Here is a 23,090-nt window from a genome sequence, read left to right as displayed (position 1 = left end):
AACTCCACACTCCCCTCAAGACCCCCCACCGACTCCGCCAACGTGAACGACAGATCGAACTTCGCGGCGTCGAGAGTGATGTCCTCGGGAGCGATGTGCAGTCCTTCGAGGTCGAGGGTTGCTTCGCCCGTGTTCTGGAAGGCGAGCATCACCTGGAAGAGGGGGTGCCTGGCCATGGAACGCTCCGGGTTGAGCACCTCCACCAGCCGCTCGAACGGCACGTCCTGGTTCGCGTACGCCGCGAGGTCCGTCTCCCGCACCCGCTCCAGCAGCTCACGGAACGTCGGATCACCCGACACGTCCGTACGCAGCACCAGCGTGTTCACGAAGAAGCCGACCAGGTCGTCCAGAGCCTCGTCCGTACGACCCGCGATGACGCTGCCGACGGGAATGTCGTCGCCCGCGCCCAGCCGGGACAGCAGGAGCGACAGGGCGGCCTGGACCACCATGAACAGGCTGCTGCGCGACTCTTTGGCCACCTGCAGCAGGCGCTCGTGCGTCTCGGGCGACACACGGAAGCTCACCGTGTCGCCGCGGTAGCTCATCTCCGCCGGACGCGGCCGGTCCACCGGCAGCACCAGCTCCTCCGGCACCCCGGCCAGCTGACCACGCCAGTAGTCCACCTGACGCGACAGCTCACTCACCGGGTCGTCCTCGTCACCCAGCACATCCCGCTGCCACAGCGTGTAGTCCGCGTACTGCACCGGCAACGACGTGAACGCCGGCGCCGCCCCACCCCACCGCGCCGCATACGCGGCCGACAGGTCGTTCGCCAACGGAGCCAACGACCAGCCGTCGCCCGCGATGTGGTGCACGACCAGCAGCAGCACATGCTCGTCCGGGGACACGGTGAACAGACTTGCCCGCAGGGGGATCTCGGAGGCGAGGTCGAAGCCCCGAGCGACGGCCGCGGCCAGCGCCTCGGGGTCGAAGACGGCCGTCTCCAGCGTCGGGCGGGCTTCCTCGGGCGTGAGTATCAGCTGCCGCGGCCGACCACCGGTGTCGGGGAAGACGGTGCGCAGGCTCTCGTGCCGGACCACCACGTCGCCGAGGGCGGCCGTCAGCGCGTCGGTGTCCAGTGCGCCGGTGAGCCGTACCGCCATCGGCATGTTGTAGGTGGCGCCGGGACCCTCGAAGCGGTTGAGGAACCACAGCCGGCGCTGCGCGGGCGACAGGGGGATCTCGGCCGGGCGCTCACGTACGGTCAGCGCCTCCCTGGCCTGTCCTGCGTCGCCGAGGCGCGCCGCGAGGGCGGCGACGGTCGGCGCTTCGAAGAGGGTCCGGACGGCGAGTTCCGCGCCGAGCTTCGACCGGGCCCGGCTGACCACCCGGGTGGCGAGCAGGGAGTGTCCGCCGAGGTCGAAGAAGCTGTCGTCGACCGACACCTGCTCCAGGCCGAGCACCTCGGCGAAGATGTCGCACAGGGCCTTCTCCTGCGCCGTGCGCGGGGCGCGGCCGCCGGCGCCGGTGCGCGGGCCGGGTGCGGGCAGGGCCTTGCGGTCGAGCTTGCCGTTGACCGTCACCGGAAGCCGGTCGAGGGTGACGAACGCGGTGGGCACCATGTAGTCGGGCAGCCGCTCACCGAGGCCGCGGCGCAGTTCCTCGGCGTCGGGCAGCCTCCGGCCGGCAACCGGTACGGCGTAGGCCACGAGTTCTCTGATGCCGGGGCGGTCCTCCCGCACCATGACGGTGACCTGGGCGATGTCCGCGCGCGCGGCCAGCGCGGTCTCGATCTCGCCGAGTTCGACGCGGAAGCCGCGGATCTTGACCTGGTCGTCGGCCCGGCCCAGGCAGTCGATCCTGCCGTCCCTGGTCCAGCGGGCCAGGTCGCCCGTGCGGTACATCCGCGAGCCTGCCGGGCCGTACGGGTCGGCGACGAAGCGCTCGGCCGTCAGGTCGGGCCGGCCAAGGTAGCCGCGGGCGAGACCGGCGCCCGCGATGTGCAGGTCTCCCGCCACGCCGGGCGCCACCGGGCGCAGGAACTCGTCGAGGACGTACGCCCGGTAGTTGCTCAGCGGCCGGCCCACCAGCACGCGGCCGGCCTCGTCGATCCGCTGCCCCAGCGCGTCCACCGTGGTCTCGGTCGGACCGTAGAGGTTGTAGGTGACCAGCCCGTCCACCGACCCGAGTTCCTCGCGCAGGGCCTCACCCAGCGCCTCACCGCCCAGGCTGACGATCCGCGGCCGCGTCGCCGGGTCGGCCGTCAGACCGAGGTCGTGGAGCTCCTGGAAGTGTGCCGGGGTGGTGTCGACGTGGTGGAAGCCGCCGACCCGCCGCACATGGTCGAGCAGGAGTCCCGCGTCGTGACGGGCCTCGTCGTCGACGATGTGCAGTTCGTGTCCGGCAATCATCCACAGCAGCGGGTCGAACGCGGCGTCGAAGGAGAAGGACGCCGCCAGCGCGACGCGCAGCGGGCCCTGCCCGGCGTCCTTGATGTGCGGGGCGTAGAGCCGGCCGAAGTGGTCGTGGTGCAGGTTCACGATGCTGCGGTGCTCGACCGTGACACCCTTGGGACGCCCCGTGGAACCCGACGTGTAGATGATGTACGCGGCGTTGCCGGGGCGCAGCGGGCCGCCCCGCTCGTCGTCGGTCAGGTCGTGCGCGGGCAGCGCGAGGCACGGGCCGTGCAGCTCCGCGGGGTCGTCGAGCACGGCGGCCGGCCGGGCGTCCTCGAGCATGTGGGCGATGCGGTCCTCGGGATACGCCGGGTCGACGGGGACGTACACCGCGCCGGTCTTCATCACCGCCAGCAGGGCCACGATGTGCTCAAGTCCGCGCGCCAGCTTGACGGCCACCGGCTGTTCGGGGCGTACCCCGCTCGCGAGAAGCCGGCGTGCCAGCCGGTTCGCCCACCCGTTGAGCTCCGCGAAGGTCAGCCGTGCGTCCTTGAAGACCAGGGCGGTGGCGTCCGGCGTGCGGGCGCTCTGCTCTTCGAACAGCGAGGTCAGGGTGGACGGCGGCACGTCATGGTCGGTGTCGTTCCAGTCGACGAGGATCCGCCGGCGCTCGTCCTCGTCCAGCACGTCCACCGTGGAGAGCCGCCGGTCCGGGTCCGCCACGAGCTCGCCGACGATCCGCACCAGCCGGGCGGCGAGCGCGACCGCCGTCTCCCGGTCGAACAGGTCCGTGGCGAACTCGATGCCGCCGGCGACACCCGTCGGCGTGCCGTCAGCGCCGAACCGCTCCTCGAGGACGACCGAGAGGTCGAAGTTGGACGTCCTGAGCCCGACGGCCTCGCCGGTGGAGCGCAGTCCGTCGAGGTCGAGGCCGGCTTCCGCGTTGTTCTGGAAGGAGAGCATCACCTGGAACAGGGGGTGCCTGGCCAGGGAGCGCTCCGGGTTGAGGAGGTCCACCAGCCGTTCGAACGGCACGTCCTGGTTGGCGTAGGCGGCCAGGTCCGTCTCCCGGACACGCTCGATCAGCTGACGGAACGTCGGATCGCCGGACACGTCGGTGCGCAGCACCAGCGTGTTCACGAAGAATCCGACGAGGTCGTCCAGGGCCTGGTCGGTGCGGCCCGCGATCGGGGAACCGATGGGGATGTCGGTGCCCGCACCGAGCCGGGACAGCAGTGCGGCGAGTCCCGCCTGCGCGACCATGAACACGCTCGCGCCGCACTCCCGGGCGAGGGCCGCCAGCCGCCGGTGCACATCGGCGGGGATCTCCAACTCGACCGTGTCGCCCCGGTAGCTGGTCTCCGGGGGCCGGGGGCGGTCCGCGGGCAGACTGAGCTCCTCGGGGACGCCGTCGAGCGCGGCGCGCCAGAAGCTCACCTGCCGCGACAGTTCGCTGCCCGGCTCGTTCTCGTCGCCGAGCACCTCACGCTGCCAGAGCGTGTAGTCGGCGTACTGGACGGGGAGCGGCTGCCACGCAGGGGCCTCACCGGCGCACCGGGCCCGGTAGGCCTCGCTCAGGTCGCGGGCCAGCGGGGCCATGGACCAGCCGTCGGCGGCGATGTGGTGGACGACCAGCAACAGCACGTACTCGGTGCCGTCGAGCGCGAACAGGCGGGCGTGAACGGGCGTTTCGGTGGTGAGGTCGAACCGCTTGCCCGCGGCGGCCGCGAGTGCGGCCTCCAGATCCTGCTCCGCGACCCCGATCACGGGAAGCGCGGGCACGGCCCGCTCGGTGTCGACGACGACCTGGTGAGGCTGCCCGTCCGCCTCGGGGAAGACGGTGCGCAGGCTCTCGTGGCGGCCGACGACGTCCGCGATCGCGGCGCGCAGCGCCCCGACGCGTAGTTCGCCGGAGAGGCGTACGGCCAGCGGCAGGTTGTAGTTGCCGCCGGCGTCCTCGAACCGGTTGAGGAACCACAGCCGCTGCTGCGCGGGCGACAGCGGGACCTGCTCGGGGCGTCGTGCGGGGGTGAGGGGTCTACGTGCCCGGCCGGCAGCGTCGAGCCGTTCGGCGAACTCCGCCACGGTGGGCGCCTCGAACAGGACGCGGACGGCGATCTCCACGTCGAACGCCGTCCGCACCTGGCTCACCAGCCGGGTGGCGAGGAGCGAGTGGCCGCCGAGGTCGAAGAAGCTGTCGTCGATCGAAACCTGCTCCAGGCCGAGCACGCTGCCGAACAGGGCGCACAGCCGTGCCTCCCGGTCGGTGCGCGGCGCCCTGCCCTCCGCGTTCGCCCCTTCCGGTACGGGCAGCGCACGCCGGTCCAGCTTGCGGTTGGGCGTGAGAGGCAGCTTGTCGAGGGTGACGAACGCGGAGGGCACCATGTAGTCGGGCAGCGCGTCGGCCGCGTACGCGCGCAGCTGCGCCGTCTCCGGCACGCTGGACCCGGGCGCGGGCACCAGATAGGCGGCGATGCTCTTCAGGCCGGGCCGGTCCTCACGGGCGATGACGGCCGCCTGGGCGACCGAGGGGTGCGCGGTGAGCACCGCCTCGATCTCGCCGAGTTCGATGCGGAAGCCGCGGATCTTGACCTGGTGGTCGCTGCGGCCCAGGTAGTCGAGCTCGCCGTCGGCCGTCCACCGCACCACGTCGCCGGTGCGGTACATGCGGCTGCCGGGCGGGCCGTACGGGTCGGCGACGAACCGTTCGCCGGTCAGGCCGGGCCGGTTCAGATAGCCGCGGGCCGTGCAGGTACCGGCCAGGTAGAGCTCGCCCGGCACGCCCGGAGGCACCGGGCGCAGGGCGCCGTCGAGGACGTAGGTGCGCGTGTTGCGGATCGGGCGGCCGATCGTCGGCCGGGCGGGCCAGCGGTCCGGGACCGCGGGGAGGGTGGCCGCGGTGACGACGTGGGTCTCGGTCGGGCCGTAGTGGTTGTGCAGGACTCGGCCGGTGCCGTGGTGGAAGTCGCGGATCTGCTTGCTGAGCACGAGCGCCTCGCCCGCCTGCGCCAGATGCGCGAGGGCGGGCAGCTCCAGGCCCTGCCCGGTGGCCTCCTCGCACAGCGCGTCGATGACCAGGTTGGGTGCGTACACCTCGGCGATCCGCTGCTCGTCGAGCCACCGTACGAACGCGGCGGGGTCCCGCCGGGTGTCCTCGTCGGGGATGACGAGGGTGCGCCCGGAGAGCGTGGTGGAGAGGATCTCCTGCGCCGAGACGTCGAAGCTGATGGCGGTGAACTGGGCGGTGCGCACGCCGGGTCCGCCCGGCAGCACGTCCTCGTGCCAGGCGACGAGGTTGGCGAGCGGCGCGCCGGGCATGACGACGCCCTTGGGCCGCCCGGTGGAGCCGGAGGTGTAGATGACGTACGCCGGGGAGAGCGGGGAGAGCGGGGCGGTCCGCTCTCCGTCGTCGAGGTCGGTGTCCTTCAGCGCGCCGAGTTCCCGGACCGTGTCCGGGCTGTCGAGTACCAGGTGGGGCGCGTCGGCGTCGGGGACGGCGGCCCGGATGGCGGACGAGGTGGCGCTGTCGGTGAGGACGAGGACCGGGTCCGCGTCGCTCAGCATGTGGGCGATGCGGTCGGCCGGGTAGGCCGGGTCGACCGGCAGGTAGGCGGCGCCGGCCTTGAGGACCGCCCACAGGGCGACGATCAGTTCGGTGGACCGGGCGACGGCCAGGGCGACGGTGCGCTCGGGTCCGACGCCGCGGGTGACGAGCAGCCGGGCCAGCCTGTTGGCGCGGGCGTCGAGTTCGGCGTAGCTGAGGCTGCTGTCGCCGTGTTCGACGGCAATGGCGTCGGCGTGGCGGTCGGCGGTGCGCCGGAAGAGGGCGGGCAGCGTCTCGGGCGCCGCCGGATGCGCGGTGTCGATCCACCGGTCGAGGACCAGCTCGCGCTCGCCGGCGGTGAGCAGGTCCAGCCGTCCGACGGGTATGTCCTGCGCCGTCTCGAAGCCGTCCAGCACCCGCAGCAGGGTCTCGCCCACGGCGACGGCGGCGGCCGGCTCGAGGACGTCGGGCCGGTAGCTCAGCTCGAGCGCGAGGGTGCTGCCCGCGTGGACCATCAGGCCGAGCGGGTAGTGGGTGCCTTCGTGGCTGCGGCCGTCGACGACGCCGAGACCACCGGCGGCGCGGCGCAGGCCATCGGTGTCCACCGGGTAGTTCTCGAAGACCAGCAGCGTGTCGAAGAGTTCGCCGCTGACCGGGGTGAGCCGCTGGATGTCGGCGAGGCCGAGGTACTGGTGGTCCATCAGCCCGGCCTGCTGGTCCTGCAGCCGGTCGAGCAGCGCGCCCAGCGTCTCCGCGGGATCGAGGGCGACCCGTACGGGGAGCGTGTTGATGAACAGCCCGACCATGGACTCGACGCCGGGCAGCTGCGGCGGGCGGCCGGAGACGGTGCCGCCGAAGACGACGTCCGCACGGCCCGTGAGCTGCCCCAGCACCATCGCCCAGGCCGCCTGGACGACGGTGTTGACGGTGACGCCGCGTTCCCTGGCCCACCGGGTCAGGGCCGCGGTCCGCTCCTGCGACAGTTCGACCCTCGCGCCGGCGGGCGCCACCGGTTCGCGGGACGGGTCCGGCGCGGCGAGCAGCGTCGGCTCCTCCACCCCGCCCAGCACCTGCTGCCAGGCCTTCTCGGCTGCGGCGCGGTCCTGGGCGGCCACCCAGGCGAGGTAGTCGCGGTAGGGGGTGACGGGCGGCAGCGCCGATTCGTCGTCGCCCTTGGCGAACAGGCCGTACAGCTCGAACAGTTCACCGAGCAGAAGTGCCCGGGACCAGCCGTCGATCAGGATGTGGTGGGCGGTGAGGACGAATTGGTGGCGGCCGTCGCCCAGGCCGATCAGCGTGAAGCGGATCAGCGGCGGCCGCGCCGGGTCGAAGCGGCGCGCGCGGTCCTCGGCGACGAGCCGGGCGGCCTGCGCAGCACTGTCGGCGGGCGGCAGCGCGGACAGGTCGGTGTACGTCCAGTCCGGGGCCAGCTCGGACGGGATGAGCTGCACGGGCTCGCCGTTCTTGCGGTACCGGAAGGCGGCCCGCAGTCCGCAGTGGCGGCGCAGCACGCCGGCACAGGCGGCGTGCAGGGCCCCGATGTCGAGGCCGCCCTCGATGTCGAGGACGAACTGCATGGTGTAGGCGTCCGGGCCGGTCGTGTCGTACTGCGCGTGGAAGAGCAGGCCCTGCTGGAGCGGGGAGAGCGGAAGGATGCCCTCGAGCCGCGGCTTCGACGTTGTCATTTCGCTATCTCCACTCAGAACCCGAGGTCTTCTTCGAATGCATCGATCTCGTCCTGGTCGAGATCGAGGAGAGGCGCCACCGACGCGGCGCTCTGCGGTGCCGCGGCGCCGGCCTGCCGTGCGGCGGGGTCGGCCGCGTGGGTCACCACGGCGCGCAGGGCCAGGAACCAGCCGTCGGCCAGCGATGCCACCTCTTCCTCGCTGAACAGCTCACCGGGCCAGGACCAGGAGGCCACCAGGCGGGGCCCGTCGGGCCGGTCCTGGGTCAGCGCGTTCAGCTCCAGGGCGTGCGCGGCGGGCATGGCGTCGTCGCTGCCGCCGAGGCCGCCGTCACCGTTGTCCTCGCCGTCGCCGGAGGCGAAGCGGCCGAGGTAGTTGAAGCCGATCTGCGGCGTCGGCAGGGCGGCCAGCACGGGCGCCGTCCCGTCGTTGAGATGGCGCAGCAGGCCGTATCCGGCGCCGTTGTCGGGCAGTGCGCCGAGCTGCGCCGCGACCCGGTCCAGGGCGCGGCCGACGGCCGGGCCGCCGGCCCGGACCTCTGCCCGGTCGGCCTCCGGCACGGCGGGGTCGAGCCGGACCGGGAAGAGGCTGGTGAACCAGCCGACCGTGCGGGAGATGTCCGCGTCCGGGACGATCCCGGCGAGCAGTTCCTCCCGGCCGTGGCCCTCCAGGTCGAGCAGCACCCCACCGCCGTCCGGCCGGCCCCGGTCGCGGTTCCACTCGGTCACCGCCAGTGCGAACGCGGTCAGCAGCACCTCGTTGACCCCGGTGCGGAACACGGTGGGAACGGTGGTCAGCAGCGGGCCGGTGATGTCCGCGGGCAGCGTCACGGTGAGCTCGCGCACGGTGCCGGCCACGTCGCGCGCCGGGTCCAGCGCGCGGGTACCGAGAGGCGTCTCCTGATGGTCGGCCAGCATGGTGGCCCACAAGGACAGTTCGGCCACCCGCTCGGGTGCCGCGGCAGCAGCGACCAATCCCCTCGCCCATTGCCGGAACGAGGTCCACACCGGTTCGAGTACGGGCTGTCGGCCGGCCGTGACGGCCTCGTAGGCGGCCATCAGGTCGGGCATCAGGATGCGCCAGGAGACGCCGTCGACCACCAGGTGGTGGACGATCAGCACCAGCCGGCCGAGGGCGTCGGGGCCGGCGTCGAACCAGACCACCTGCACCATCAGCCCGTTGTCGGGGCTGAGCCGGTTCTGCGCCGCGCGTCCCTCCGTGTCGACGGCCGCGGCGAGCGCTTCCTCGCCGAGGCCGGTGACGTCGACGCGGTGGATCACGTCCGCGGCACTCAGGGCCCCCGTCTCCGGGATGTGCAGCGCCCAGTCGGTGTCGGTCCGCACCAGCTTGGCGCGCAGCACGTCGTGGTGGTCGAGGACGGCCTGGACCACCGACGTGAGCTGCTCCAGCGTCAGGTCGCCGGGGACGGGCGAGGCCACCGACTGGTTGAAGCCGTCGATCTGTCCGCCGAGTTCGCGAAGCCAGCGGATGATCGGCGTGCCGGGCACGGCCCCGAGCGCCGGGTCGGCGCCCTCGGGATCGGCGGCCAGGATCCGTTCCGCGGCGCTCTGCGGCAGAGCGGCCGCGAGTGCCGCCGGGGTCTTGTGCCGGAAGATTTCGCGCGGCGTGAGCACCAGACCCGCCCGGCGGGCCCGGCCGACCAGCTGGATGGAGGCGATGCTGTCGCCGCCGAGGGTGAAGAAGCTGTCCTCGGCACCCGCTTCCGGCAGGCCCAGGACCTCGGCGAAGAGCCGGCACAGCAGCTCCTCGCGCGGCCCCTTCGGGGCGCGGCCGGCCGGCATGGCTCCGAAGTCCGGGGCGGGCAGCGCCTTGCGGTCGAGCTTTCCGTTGGTGTTCAGCGGCAGCTCGTCGAGGACGACGAAGGCGGCCGGGACCATGTAGTGGGGCAGTTCGGCAGCGGCGTAGGTCCGCAGATCGGCGGTGTCGGGCGCCTCGCCCGCCGGGACCGTGTAGGCCACCAGCTGCTTCACACCCGGCCGGTCCTCGCGGACGACCACGGCGACCCGGGCGACCCTTTCGTGCCTGGCCAGCACCGACTCGATCTCACCGAGCTCGATGCGGAAGCCGCGGACCTTCACCTGGAAATCCGTACGGCCCAGGTACTCCAGTTCGCCCGCGTCGCCCCAGCGCACCACGTCACCCGTGCGGTACATCCGGCTGCCCGGCTCACCGTACGGGTCGGCGACGAACCGCTCCGCGCTCAGGCCGGGACGGCCGAGGTAGCCACGGGCCAGACCAGAGCCGGCGAGGTACAGCTCGCCCGGCACTCCGGGTGCGACGGGGCGCAGGGCGCTGTCGAGGACGTACGCGCGGGTGCTCCGGATCGGCCGGCCGATCGGCGGGGCGGAGGCGGTGCCGTCCAGCACGGCCGTGGTGGACCAGATGGTGGTCTCCGTCGGTCCGTACACGTTGAGCGCCGTTCCCGCCGCGGCCATCGCCCCGGCCAGCCCTCCCGATACGGCTTCGCCGCCGACCAGCATGCGCAGCCCGTCGAGGACGGAGGGCCCGTGTGCGAGCAGCGTCTGCCACAGCGAGGGGGTGGCCTGCATGACGGTGCAGCCGTACTCGTCACGCAGCGCGCTGAGTTCTGCGGGGTCGAGAACCTCGTCCTTGGTCGCGATCACCACCCCGGCGCCGGCGAGCAGCGGCAGGTACAGCTCCAGGGCCGCGATGTCGAACGAGACGGTGGTGACGGCGAGAAGCCGGTCCGTGCCGTCCATCGGAACCCGTGCGGACATGTCGGCGAGGAAGTTGTCCAGCGCCTCACGGGAGATGACCACGCCCTTGGGGCGGCCGGTGGACCCGGAGGTGTAGATCGCGTATGCCGGGTTGCGGCCCTCGGCCGTCGGCGGGCGCGGTGCCTCGGGCGCCTGGCCGGTCCGCGGGGCGTCGAGCAGCAGCAGCGGGGTGTCGCCGGCGGGCAGTGCGGCTGCGGTCTCCGCGGTGGTGAGCAGCAGCGACGGACGGGCGTCCTCGAGCACGTAGCCGAGCCGCTCCGCCGGGTGTTCCGGGTCGAGGGGCACGTACGCCGCACCGGACTTGAGCACTGCCAGGAGTGCGACCAGCAGGCCGGCCGAACGGGGCAGTGCGACGGCGACGTACTTCTCGGGTCCGGCACCGCGCCCGGTGAGCTCCCGCGCCAGTTCGTCGGACCTGGCGTCCAGCTCGGCGTACGACAGGCGCTCGGCGCCGGAGGCGACCGCGAGGGCGTCGGGCGTGGCGGCCACGCGTTCGGCGAAGAGGTCGAGCAGCGCCGGGGCGGCCTCGGTCTCGACGGTGCCGGCCCACTCCCCCAAGACCTGCCGCTCGTGCTCCGGGGCGAGCAGCCGCAGGCGTCCCACGGGCTGCTCCGCGTGGTCCGCGGCTTCGCCGAGCAGTCGCAGCAGGCAGGCGGCGAGTGCGTCGACACGGCTCTGGTCGAGCAGGTCGGGCCGGTGTGCCAGGTCCAGCCCGAGGGAGCGGCCGAGGCTGACGGTGAGGCTGAGCGGATAGTGCGTGCTCTCGTGGTTGTCACCGCCGACGATGCCGAGCCCGCCGGCGGACCTGCGAAGGTCGTCGGCGTCGAGCGGATAGTTCTCGAAGATGACGAGCGAGTCGAAGAGTTCCCCGTGGCCTGCCGTTCGCTGTACGTCGGCGAGCGGCAGGTGCTGGTGGTCCATGAGTCCGGCCTGCTGTTCCTGCAGCCGTTCGAGCAGCGTGCCGAGCGTCTCGGCCGGGTCGAGGGTGACCCGCACCGGGAGGGTGTTGATGAACAGGCCGACCATGGACTCGATACCGGGGACCTGCGGCGGGCGTCCGGAGACGGTGCCGCCGAACACGACGTCCGCACGGCCGGTCAGCTGGCCCACCACCATGGCCCACACCGCCTGGACGACGGTGTTGACGGTGACGCCGCGTGCCCGCGCCCAGCGGGCGAGCGCCGCGGTCCGCTCCTCCGGGAGCTCCAGCCGCGTACGGACGGGAAGCACCGCCGGACGGGACGGGTCGGGGGCGGCCAGGAGGGTGGGCTCGTCGAGTCCGTCGAGGGCCTGCCGCCAGGCGGCTTCGGCGGCCGTGCGGTCCTGGCCGGCGACCCAGGCGAGGTAGTCGCGGTACGGGGTGACCTGGGGCAGCGAGGCTCCGTCGCCCTGCTTCCCGTACAGCGAGAACAGTTCGCCGAGGAAGACCGGCATGGACCAGCCGTCCAGCAGCAGATGGTGGTGGCTGACGAGGAGCCGGTGCCGGTCGGGCGCCGTGGTGAGGAGGGTGAACCGCATCAGCGGGGGCGCGGCGAGGTCGAACCGGCGCACCCGGTCCTCGGCGGTCAGCCGCTCCACGGCCTCGGCGCGCTCCTGCTCGGCAAGGCCGCTCAGGTCGGTCTCGGTCCAGGGGAGTTCGACGTCGGCGGGGATGATCTGTGCCGGGGCGTCGAGGCCTTCGTGCCGGAAGGCCGCCCGCAGGTTCGCGTGGCGGGCGAGCAGCGTCCGCACGCCGGCGCGCAGCGCCTCACGGTCCACGGTGCCCTCGATGTCGAACGAGAGCTGGACCGTGTAGACGTCCTCGGCCTGCTCGTCGTAGACGGCGTGGAAGAAGAGGCCCTGCTGGAGCGGGGAGAGCGGCAGGACGTCCGCGATCCGTCCGTGCTCGGCCTCCAGGGTGTCGATCTGCTCCTGGGTGAGGGAGACCAGCGGACGCAGGTCGGACGGGGTCAGACCACCGGCGGACGGTTCGGCGGCGTGGCGTGCGAGCGCACGCAACGCGTCGAACCAGCCCTCGGCCAGCGCACGCACCTGGTCCTCGGAGAACAGGTCCTCGGGCCATGACCAGTCGGCCACCAGGCACGGGCCGTCGGAACCCTCGATGGTCACGGCGTTCACGTCGAGCACGTGGGCGACACGGCCCTTCGGGTCGCGGCCGTCGCCGAGGTCGGCGTCGGAACGCAGGGACCAGTCGGCCGCCTCCGTGCCGGTGCCGTCACCGGCGTCGAAACGGCCCAGGTAGTTGAACCCGATCTGCGGCGAGGGCAGCTCGGCAAGCACGGCCGAGGTCTCCGCGTTCAGGTGGCGCAGCAGCCCGTAGCCGATGCCGTTGTCGGGCAGGGCGTGCAACTGCTCCTTGACCGCCTTCAGCGCCCGGCCGGGATCGGTGGCGTGCCCGGCGTCGAGCCGGACCGGGAACATGCTGGTGAACCAGCCCACCGTACGAGAGGTGTCCACACCCCCGACGACATCCTCGCGACCATGACCCTCCAGGTCGACCAGGACGCCGGACGAGCCGTCACCCCGCCACGCGGCCACCGCCTGCGCGAAGCCCGTCAGCAGCACATCGTTCACACCCGCCCGGTAGGCGGCGGGGACACGCGTGAGAAGCGGAGCGGTCACCTCGGCCGGCAGCGTCAGGGACAGGTGGCGGACCGCCGAGGCGGTGTCCACGGCCGGGTCGAGCGGACGAGCACCGAGCGGCGCATCCTGAACACCCGCCAGCATGTCCTGCCACAGCGGCAGTTCGCCCGCCCGCTCCGCTGCCGACGTACGCAACTCCTGCGCCCAGCGACGGAACGAGGTCCCCACCGACTCCAGCTCCGCACCCTCGTACGCCTGGGCCAGGTCCGGCAGCACGATCCGCCAGGACACTCCGTCCACCACCAGGTGGTGGGCCATCAGCAGCAGCCGGCCAGCGTCCTCGAACCAGACGGCCTGCACCATCACACCCGCCTCGGGGGCGAGTCGCCGCTGAGCGGCCCGCGCCTCGGCGGCGATGTCACCGTTCCCTCGGCTCAGCACATCCGCGGCCCGCACCGTGCCCGGCCCGGACACCTCCAGATTCCAGACGTCGTCGCCGCGCACCAGCCGCGAGCGCAGCACGTCGTGGCGGTCGAGCACACGCTGCAGCGCCGACTCGATCCGGTCGTACGTGGCATCCGCCGGGGTCTGCACCAGCATCGCCTGGTTGAACCCGTCCACCTCCGTGTCCAGTTCACGCAGCCACGCCACGATCGGCGTCTCGGGCACCAGCCCCAGAGCCGCCTCCGGGACCTCCGCGGAAACCGAGGAAGAGCAGACGGCGACAGCGGCGAGAGCCTCCGGGGTGCGGTGCTGGAACACCTCACGCGCCGAGAACACCAGCCCGGCCTTACGGGCACGACTCACCAACTGGATCGAGACAATGCTGTCGCCACCCAGCTCGAAGAAGCTGTCGTCGGCCGACACGCCCTCCACGCCCAGCAGTTCGCCGTACAGACGGCACAGCAGTTCCTCGCGCTCGGTGCGCGGGGCCCGCCCGCTGCCGCCGCTGGTCAGCTCGGGTGCCGGCAGCGAGCGCCGGTCCAGCTTGCCGTTCGCGGTCAGCGGCAGAGTGTCCAGTGCTACGAACGCGGCGGGCACCATGTATTCGGGCAGCGCCTGCGCCACATGGGCGCGGGCCGCCGCCACATCCAGCTCCCCGGCGCGCGGAACGACGTATGCGACGAGGCGCTTGATCCCCGGCTGGTCCTCCCGGACGACCACCGCCACCTGCGCGGCGCCCTCGTAGCGGGACAGTACGGACTCGATCTCACCGAGCTCGATCCGGAACCCGCGCACCTTGACCTGATCGTCGGTGCGGCCCAGGTACTCCAGTTCGCCGTCACGGGTCCAGCGGACGACGTCCCCGGTGCGGTACATCCGCGAGCCTGCCGGGCCGTACGGGTCGGCGACGAACCGCTCCGCCGTCATCGCCGGCCGGCGCAGATAGCCCCGGGCCAGACCGGCACCCGCGATGTACAACTCACCCGCCACGCCCGGCGCGACCGGTCGCAGCGCCTCGTCCAGCACCTGGACGCGGCTGTTGGTGACGGGGCGCCCGATGAGCGGCCGTGCCGTCTCGCCGGTGCGTGCGGTCACGGCGTCGACGGTGGTCTCGGTGGGCCCGTAGAGGTTGTACCCGGTGATGCCGGGCGTCATTGCCAGCTCCCGCCACAGCGCCGGGCTCACGGCCTCGCCGCCGAGGGCCAGGATCCGCGGCCGGGCCTGCGGGTCCCGTACGAGGCCTTCCGCGACGAGCTGTTCGGCGTACGACGGGGTGAGCTCCATGAAGTCGATGCCCGTGTCCCGTACGTAGCCGATGAGCGCCGCCGGTTCGCGGCGGGTGTCGTCGTCCACGAGGTGGAGCTCGTGACCGGCCACCATCCACAGCAGCGGGTCGAGGGACGCGTCGAAGGAGACGGCGGCGGTGAGGGCGGCGCGCAGCGGCCGGCCCGCGTCCGCGGTGACGTCGGCGTACAGCTCGTCGAAGTGGTGGTGAAGGAGGTTGGTCAGGCTGCGGTGGGCGACCACGACGCCCTTGGGGCGGCCGGTCGAGCCGGAGGTGTGGATCACGTAGGCCGGGTGGTCGGGCCGCAGGGCGGCGATCCGTTCGCAGTCGTCGGGCGCGGTGCCCGGCAGCGCCTCCAGCGCCTGCACGACGGCGGGCGCGTCGACCTCGAGGCTGATGCCGCCACGGTCCGCGGGGACCGTGTCACGGGCGTCCTGTGAGGTGAGCAGGACCGTGGTCCCGACGTCCTGCAGCAGCAGCGCGATCCGGTCCGCCGGCAGCGTCGGGTCGACGGGGACGTAGGCTGCGCCCGCCTTGGTCACGGCGAGGAGGGCGACGACGAGGTCCGCCGTGCGCGGCAGGGCGACGGCCGCGTACTGCTCGGGGCCGACGCCATGACGGATGAGGAGCCGCGCCAGCTTGTTGGCGCGGGCGTCGAGTTCGGCGAAGGTCAGGCGGGTGCCGCCGGCGACGAGGGCCGTGGCGTGCGGGGTCCGCGCGGTCTGCCGCTCGAAGAGTTCCGGCAGCGTCGCCGCGGGAACGTCCCGCTCGGTGCCGCGCCACTCGGTGAGGACCCGGTGGCGCTCCTCCTCGGTGAGCACCTCCACCGAGGACAGGCGCCGGTCGGGGTCGGCGACCAGTTCCGAGACCATCCGCACCAGGCGCTCGGCCAGCTCCTGGACGGTCTCCGGGTCGAACAGGTCGGTGGCGAGCTCGACGCGTCCGCCGATGCCGGCGGCGCTGCCGTCCTCGGCGAAGCGCTCCGCCAGCTGGAAGGACAGGTCGAACTTGGCACCGTCCACGGTGGTGTCGTGGGGTTCGATCCGTAGCCCGTCGAGCTCGAGGCCGGCTTCCGCGTTGTTCTGGAGCGACAGCATCACCTGGAACAGGGGGTGGCGGGCGAGGGAGCGCTCCGGATTGAGCAGTTCGACCAGCCGCTCGAAGGGAACGTCTTGGTGCGCGTAGGCGGCGAGGTCGGTCTCGCGGACCCGTTCCACGAGCTCGCGGAAGGTCGGGTCGCCCGACACATCGGTGCGCAGCACCAGCGTATTGACGAAGAATCCGACCAGGTCGTCCAGCGCCTCGTCCGTACGGCCCGCGATCGGCGAGCCGATCGGGATGTCGGTGCCGGCGCCGAGCCGGCCGAGGAGGGCGGCGATCGCTGCCTGCACCACCATGAAGACACTGGCCCGGCTGTCGCGGGCGAGCCGCGCCAGCGGCTCGTGGACCTCCGCCGGGATCTCCAGCGGGACGGTGTCGCCGCCGAAGCTCATCTCCGCGGGGCGGGGCCGGTCCGCGGGGAGCGCCAGCTCCTCAGGCAGCCCGGCGAGGGTGTGCCGCCAGAAGGCGGTCTGCCGGGCGAGGCCGCTGTCGGGGTCGTCCTCGTCGCCGAGCAGGTCACGCTGCCACAGCGTGTAGTCCGCATACTGCACCGGCAGCGGCGGCCACACCGGGGCCGTGCCGCCGCGCCTGGCCGAGTACGCCGCGCCCAGGTCGCGGGCGAGCGGGGCCATGGACCATCCGTCCCCGGCGATGTGGTGGACGACGACCAGCAGGACGTGTTCGGTCGCGGAGACCCGGAACAGCCGGGCGCGCAGCGGCGCTTCCGTGGCCAGGTCGAAGTCCTGGGCCGCGGCCGCGGCCAGGGCATCGGTGTCGTACTCGGACACGGGCAGCTGCGGCCGCGCCTGCTCGGGCGCCAGTACCAGCTGGCGGGGACGCCCGTCGGTGTCGGGGAAGACGGTGCGCAGGCTCTCGTGACGGGTCACGACGTCGCCCAGCGCCTCGCGCAGGGCACGGGGGTCGAGCTCGCCGGTGAGCCGTACGGCCAGGGGCAGGTTGTAGGTGCCGTTGCGTTCCTCGAAGCGGTTCAGGAACCACAGCCGGCGCTGGGCCGGGGACAGCGGGACGGTCTCCGGGCGCACCCGGGCGACCAGGGCCGGCCGTGCCTCCGTACTGTCGCCGAGCTGCTCGGCGAGGGCGGCGACCGTCGGGCTCTCGAACAGTGCCCGGACGGCCAGTTCGGCGCCGAAGAGCGTCCGCACCCGGCTCACCAGCCGGGTGGCCAGCAGGGAGTGACCGCCCAGGTCGAAGAAGCTGTCGTCGACGGATACCCGCTCCACACCGAGGATTTCGGCGAACAGCGCGCAGAGCGTGTGCTCGCGCTCGGTGCGCGGCGCCCGGCCGGCGCCGGCCTCGGAACCGAAGTCGGGTGCGGGCAGCGCGCGCCGGTCCAGCTTGCCGTTGGGGTTGAGCGGGAGGGTGTCCAGGAACAGGAACGCCGACGGCACCATGTACTCGGGCAGTGCGGCGGCCACGTGGTCGCGCAGGGCGGCCGCGTCGACGGCGGCGCCTTCGGCGGGGACCGCGTAGGCGACGATCCGCCGGTCGCCCGGCCGGTCCTCGCGGACGACGACGGCGGTGCGGGCGACGCCCGTGTGGCGGGCGACCACGGCCTCGATCTCGCCGAGCTCGATACGGAAGCCGCGGACCTTCACCTGGTCGTCGGTGCGGCCCAGGTACTCGATCTCGCCGTCGGCGCTCCAGCGCACCAGGTCACCGGTGCGGTACATCCGGCTTCCCGCCGGGCCGTACGGGTCGGCGACGAACCGCTCGCCGGTCAGCGCCGGACGGTTCAGATACCCCCGGGCGAGCCCGGTGCCCGCCAGGTAGAGCTCTCCCGGTACGCCCGGCGGCACGGGGCGCAGCCCTGCGTCCAGCACGTAGGCGCGGGTGTTGTGCAGCGGCCTGCCGATCGGCGGGGTGCGGTCGGTGTCCGTGTCGCCGTACCAGGCGGTGGCGTACACGGTCGCCTCGGTGGGCCCGTAGATGTTGGCGATCGTGCAGCCGGGGACGGCGGCCCGGATCGCGTCGGCGGTGTGGGCGGACAGGCCCTCTCCGGCGAGCACCACGAGGCCGGCGCCGAACCGGGCGGGGCCGCCCTGGCCGATCGTGTGCGCGAGGGCCGAGGGCACCGCGCTGATCAGGCTGTACGAGCGCTCCTCCGTGCCCTCCAGCAGGGCGAGCACGTCGCGGACGACCTCGATACGGCCGCCGCTGAGCAGCGGTCCGAACATCTCGAAGACGGAGACGTCGAAGTTGAGCGAGGTCGAGGCGAGGACGTCGGACAGCCGCTCGGGGCCGATGTCGGCGGCCGCCCAGGCCGCGAAGTCGGCGACGCCCCGATGGGCGACGACGACGCCCTTGGGGCGGCCGGTGGATCCGGACGTGTAGATCACGTACGCCGGGTTGTCCGGGGTGAGCGGGCGGACCCGGTCCGCGTCAGCCGGTGCGCTGCCCGGCAGTCCGACCAGTTCGCGCAGGAGTTCCGGGTCGTCGAGCAGCAGCGCCTCCGTGCCCTCCGGGAGGACTGCGGCCGCCTCCTTGGTGGTGAGCACCAGCGTGGGCCGGGCGTCGGAGAGCATGAAGGCGATGCGGTCGGCCGGGTAGCCGGGGTCGACTGGCAGATAGGCGGCACCGGACTTCAGTACGGCCAGCAGCGCGACGATCACGTCCGCGGAGCGCGGCAGGGCGAGCGCGACGAACTGCTCGGGTCCGGCGCCGCGCCGGATCAGCAGACGGGCGAGCCGGTTGGCGCGCTCGTCGAGTTCCGCGTATCCGATCTCCCGGCCGGCGTGCCCGACCGCCGGGTTGTCCGGGGTGCGGGCGACCTGGGCCTGGAACAGCTCGGGCACGGTGGCCGGCGGGACGTCGCGGCAGGTGTCGTTCCACTCCGTGAGCACCCGGTGCCGCTCTTCGCCGCTGAGTACGTCGACGGAGCCGATACGGGTGTCGGGCGCCTCGGTGACGGCGGCGAGCAGACGGACCAACCGGTCGCCGACCGCCTCGACGGTCGCGCGGTCGAACAGGTCGGCGGAGAACTCGACGACGCCGCTCAGTCCGGCGGGTGCGCCGTCCTCGGTGAAGTTCTCCTCGAGGGAGAAGAGCAGGTCGAACTTGGCGGCGGCGAGCCCGATCGGCAGGGCGGCGGCCCGCACGCCGTCGAGGTCGAGAGTGGCCTCCGCGTTGTTCTGGAAGGCCAGCATGACCTGGAACAGCGGGTGGCGGGCGAGCGAACGGGCCGGATTGAGGATCTCGACCAGCCGCTCGAACGGCACGTCCTGGTTGGCGTAGGCGGCCAGGTCCGTCTCCCGTACCCGCTCGAGGAGTTCGCGGAAGGTCGGGTCGCCGGAGAGGTCGGTGCGCAGCACCAGGGTGTTCACGAAGAACCCGACGAGGTCGTTCAGCGCCTCGTCCGTGCGGCCGGCGATCACGCTGCCGACCGGAATGTCCTCGCCGGCGCCGAGGCGGCCGAGCAGCGACGCCAGGGCGGCCTGCACCACCATGAAGACGCTGGCGCGGTTCTCCCGGGCGACGGCGACGATCCGCTCGTGGACGTCGGCCGGCAGTCGCAGCGGGATGCTCTCGCCGCGGTACGTGACCTCGGCCGGACGTGGCCGGTCCACCGGCAGGGACAGCTCCTCGGGCAGCCCGGCGAGGGCCGTCCGCCAGTGGTCGATCTGCCGGGCCAGGGGGCTGGACGGGTCCGTCTCGTCGCCGAGTACGTCCCGCTGCCACAGGGTGTAGTCGGCGTACTGCACGGGCAGCGGCTGCCACGCGGGGGCGGCGCCGCCGCGCCGGGCGTCGTAGGCGAGGCCGAGGTCGCGGGCGAAGGGGGCCATGGACCAGCCGTCGCCGGCGATGTGGTGCACCACGACGAGCAGCACGTGCTCGGTGGCCGAGACCCGGAACAGCCGGGCGCGCAGCGGCGGCTGGGACGCGAGGTCGAAGCCTTCGGCGGCGGCTTCGCGGAGCACGGCGTCGAGTGCGGTCTCCGTGACGTCCTCGGTCGGCAGGGCCGGCCTCGCGGCGCCGGCCGACAGCACCTGCTGCCGGGGCCGCCCGTCCACCTCGGGGAAGACGGTGCGCAGGCTCTCGTGCCGGGCGACGACGTCGGCGAGCGCGTCGTTCAGGGCCGCCACGTCGAGCTCGCCGGTGAGCCGGAGGGCCAGCGGCAGGTTGTAGGTGGTTCCCGGGCCTTCGAAGCGGTTCAGGAACCACAGCCGGCGCTGGGCCGGGGACAGCGGGATCTCCTCCGGCCGTTCCCGGGCCGTGAGCGCCTTGCGCGCGCCGCCCGCGCCGGCGATGCGGCCGGCGAGGGTGGCCACGGTCGGCGCCTCGAACAGGGCCCGGACGGCGAGTTCGGCCCTGAAGACGGAGCGGATGCGGCTGACCAGACGGGTGGCCAGCAGCGAGTGGCCGCCCAGGTCGAAGAAGCTGTCGTCGACGGACACCGCGGGCAGGCCGAGCACTTCGGCGAACAGCCCGGCGAGGATCTCCTCCTGGGCGTTGCGCGGCCCCCGCCCGGACGACGCGGCGCCCAGCTCGGGCGCGGGCAGCGCCTTGCGGTCGACCTTGCCGTTACCGGTCAGCGGAAGGGTGTCCAGCGCGACGAACGCGGACGGCACCATGTACTCGGGCAGTGCGGCGGCCACGTGTTCCCTCAGCGCGGCGGGGTCGTCGGCGGCGCCTTCCGCAGGGACCGTGTAGGCGACGATCCGCTGGTCGCCCGGCCGGTCCTCACGGACGATCACCGCGGCCTGGGCGACGCTCGTGTGGCGGGCGAGCACGGCCTCGATCTCGCCGAGCTCGATCCGGAAGCCGCGGACCTTCACCTGGTCGTCGGTGCGGCCCAGGTACTCGACCTGGCCGTCGGCGCTCCAGCGCACCAGGTCACCCGTGCGGTACATCCGGCTTCCGGCCGGGCCGTACGGGTCGGCGACGAACCGCTCGCCGGTCAGGCCGGGCCGGCCGAGGTAACCGCGGGCCAGGCCGTCGCCGGCGATGTACAGCTCGCCGGCGAGCCCGCCCGGCACCGGACGCAGGGCCGCGTCCAGTACGTACACCCGCAGGCCGTCGAGAGGCCGGCCGATCGGCAGGGACCGCGGCACCTCGGACGCCGACTCGACGCGGTAGGTGGTGGCGAAGGTCGTGGTCTCGGTCGGCCCGTAACCGTCGACGAGCACGAGGCCGGGGCAGGCTTCGAGCACTCGGCGGGCCGCCGCGGCAGGGACCACGTCACCGCCGGTCCACACCTGGCGGACCCGGGCGAGGCAGCCGGGCCCCTCCTCCGCGATCAGCCGGAACAGGCCGGCGGTCAGCCAGAGGGCCGTGACCCCGTGCCGGTCGACGATCTCGCGCAGCTTCACGGCGTCGAGGTCCCCGGGCGGGGCGACGACGACCTGGCCGCCGCCCAGCAGCGGGACCCACAACTCGTAGGTGGACGCGTCGAAAGCGGTGGGCGAGTGCAGCAGCACCCGCTCGTGCCCGTCCTCGAAGCGGCGGGCGGCTGCCAGCGCGGCGATGTCGCGGTGGGTGACCCCGACGCCCTTGGGCACACCGGTGGAGCCGGAGGTGAACATCACGTAGGCCAGCTGCCCCGGACGCACGGTGACGGCCGGGTCGTGCGAGGGCGCGCCGGCATCGGCCAGGGCCGCACCGACCTCGATCACCGTCAGCCCGGACGCCGCGCCGGGAAGGGCGTCGGCCGAGTCCACGAGAAGCACCGTCGCGCCGGTCTCGGCAAGGATGTGGGCGATCCGGCTCTGCGGGAACCTGGGGTCGAGCGGCACGTACGCGCCGCCCGCCTTCAGGACCGCGAGCAGGGCTGCCACCAGGTCGGGCGAACGCTCCATGTGCAGCGCGACCCGGTCCTCCGGGCCGACGCCCGCGGCGAGAAGCCGATGGGCGAGCCGGTTGGCGCGCGTGTCGAGCTCTCCGTACGACAGGGTGCCGGCGTCACCGACGACGGCCGCGGCGGACGGCGACCACGCGGCGAGGTCGCCGAACAGCGCGGGCACCGGCCGGGCGTCGCGCTCGTCGCTCTCGGTGTCGTTCCAGGCGACGAGCAGTTGGTGGCGCTCCTCCGGGCCGAGGAGGGAGATCCGGCCGACCGGCAGGTCGTACAGCTCGGCCGCGTTCTCCAGGAGCCGCACCAGCCGGGACATCAGGGCCTCGGCGGCGACCGTGTCGAACAGGTCGGTACGGAAGTCCAGCCGCAGTTGCAGCCGCTCTCCGGGGACGGCGGTGAGGATCAGCGGGTAGTGGGTGGCATCGTGCCCTTCGATGCCGGTGACCGACAGGCCGTGTCCGATCTCCAGTACGTCGGCGTCGAGCGGGTAGTTCTCGAACACGACCAGGGTGTCGAAGAGTTCGCCGAGCCCGGTCGCCTGCTGGATGTCGGTGAGACCGAGGTACTGGTGGTCCATGAGCCCGGCCTGCTGTTCCTGCAGCCGTTCGAGCAGGGCGCCGAGCGGCTGCGCCGGGTCGAGGGTGACCCGCACCGGGAGGGTGTTGATGAACAGGCCGACCATGGACTCGATACCGGGGACCTGCGGCGGGCGGCCGGAGACGGTGCCGCCGAACACGACGTCCGCGCGGCCGGTCAGCTGGCCCACGACCATGGCCCAGGCGCCCTGGAACAGGGTGTTGAGGGTGACCCCGCCGGTCCGGGTGAGAGCGGTGAGCTGCGCGGTGAGCGCGGCGGGAAGGTCGACCGTGACCCGGTCGGGGGCGGCCGGGCTGCCGTCCCGGCCGCCGGGAGCGACCAGGGTCGGCTCGTCGAGTCCGTCGAGCACCTGCCGCCAGGCGGTCTCGGCGGCCGTACGGTCCTGGCCGGCGACCCAGGTCAGATAGTCCCTGTTGGGGGTCACATGGGGCAGACGGGTGCCGTCGCCCTCGTGGCCGTAGAGGGCCAGCAGCTCCTTGACCAGGACGGGCATGGACCAGCCGTCGAGCAGGATGTGATGGTTGGTGATCACCAGACGGTGCCGCTCGGCAGCGGTCCGCAGCAGCGCGAAGCGCATCAGCGGCGGCCGGGCAGGGTCGAAGCGCACGGCCCGGTCCTCGTCGGCCCAGTCGCGTACGGCGGCCTCGCGGTCCTCGGCCGGCACACCGGTGAAGTCGATCTCCTCCCAGGGGAGTTCGACGCTTTCGGGGATCAGTTGCACAGCGGTGTCGAGGCCTTCGTGACGGAACGCCGCGCGCAGACCCGCATGGCGGGCGAGCAGCGTCCCGGCCGCGGCACGCAGGGCTTCCGCCCGCAGGGGGCCCTCGATGTCGAGGGCGAGCTGCACGGTGTAGACGTCCTCGGCCTGCTCGTCGTACTGGGCGTGGAAGAAGAGGCCCTGCTGGAGCGGGGAGAGCGGCAGGACGTCCGCGATCCGTCCGTGCTCG

Annotated in this window: 2 protein-coding genes; both read right to left on the bottom strand. The window is 73.1% G+C overall.

Annotated features, from left to right (window positions below; translation table 11 throughout):
• The coding region (locus IE198_RS34080) for a non-ribosomal peptide synthetase (protein WP_189893822.1) at nucleotides 1-7,565 on the bottom strand (7,565 nt) is incomplete at its 3' end.
• Between the two features lie 14 nt (nucleotides 7,566-7,579).
• Nucleotides 7,580-23,065: a non-ribosomal peptide synthetase gene (locus IE198_RS34075; RefSeq protein WP_229834825.1), complete on the bottom strand. Its 15,486-nt coding sequence runs from the start codon at nucleotides 23,063-23,065 to the stop codon at nucleotides 7,580-7,582.
• Between the last annotated feature and the right edge of the window lie 25 nt (nucleotides 23,066-23,090).

This window comes from Streptomyces xantholiticus, from assembly GCF_014651015.1.
Taxonomy (GTDB): Bacteria; Actinomycetota; Actinomycetes; order Streptomycetales; family Streptomycetaceae; genus Streptomyces; species Streptomyces xantholiticus.
The sequence above is the reverse complement of the archived record's forward strand: the minus strand, read 5'-3'. Positions and strand labels throughout refer to the sequence as shown.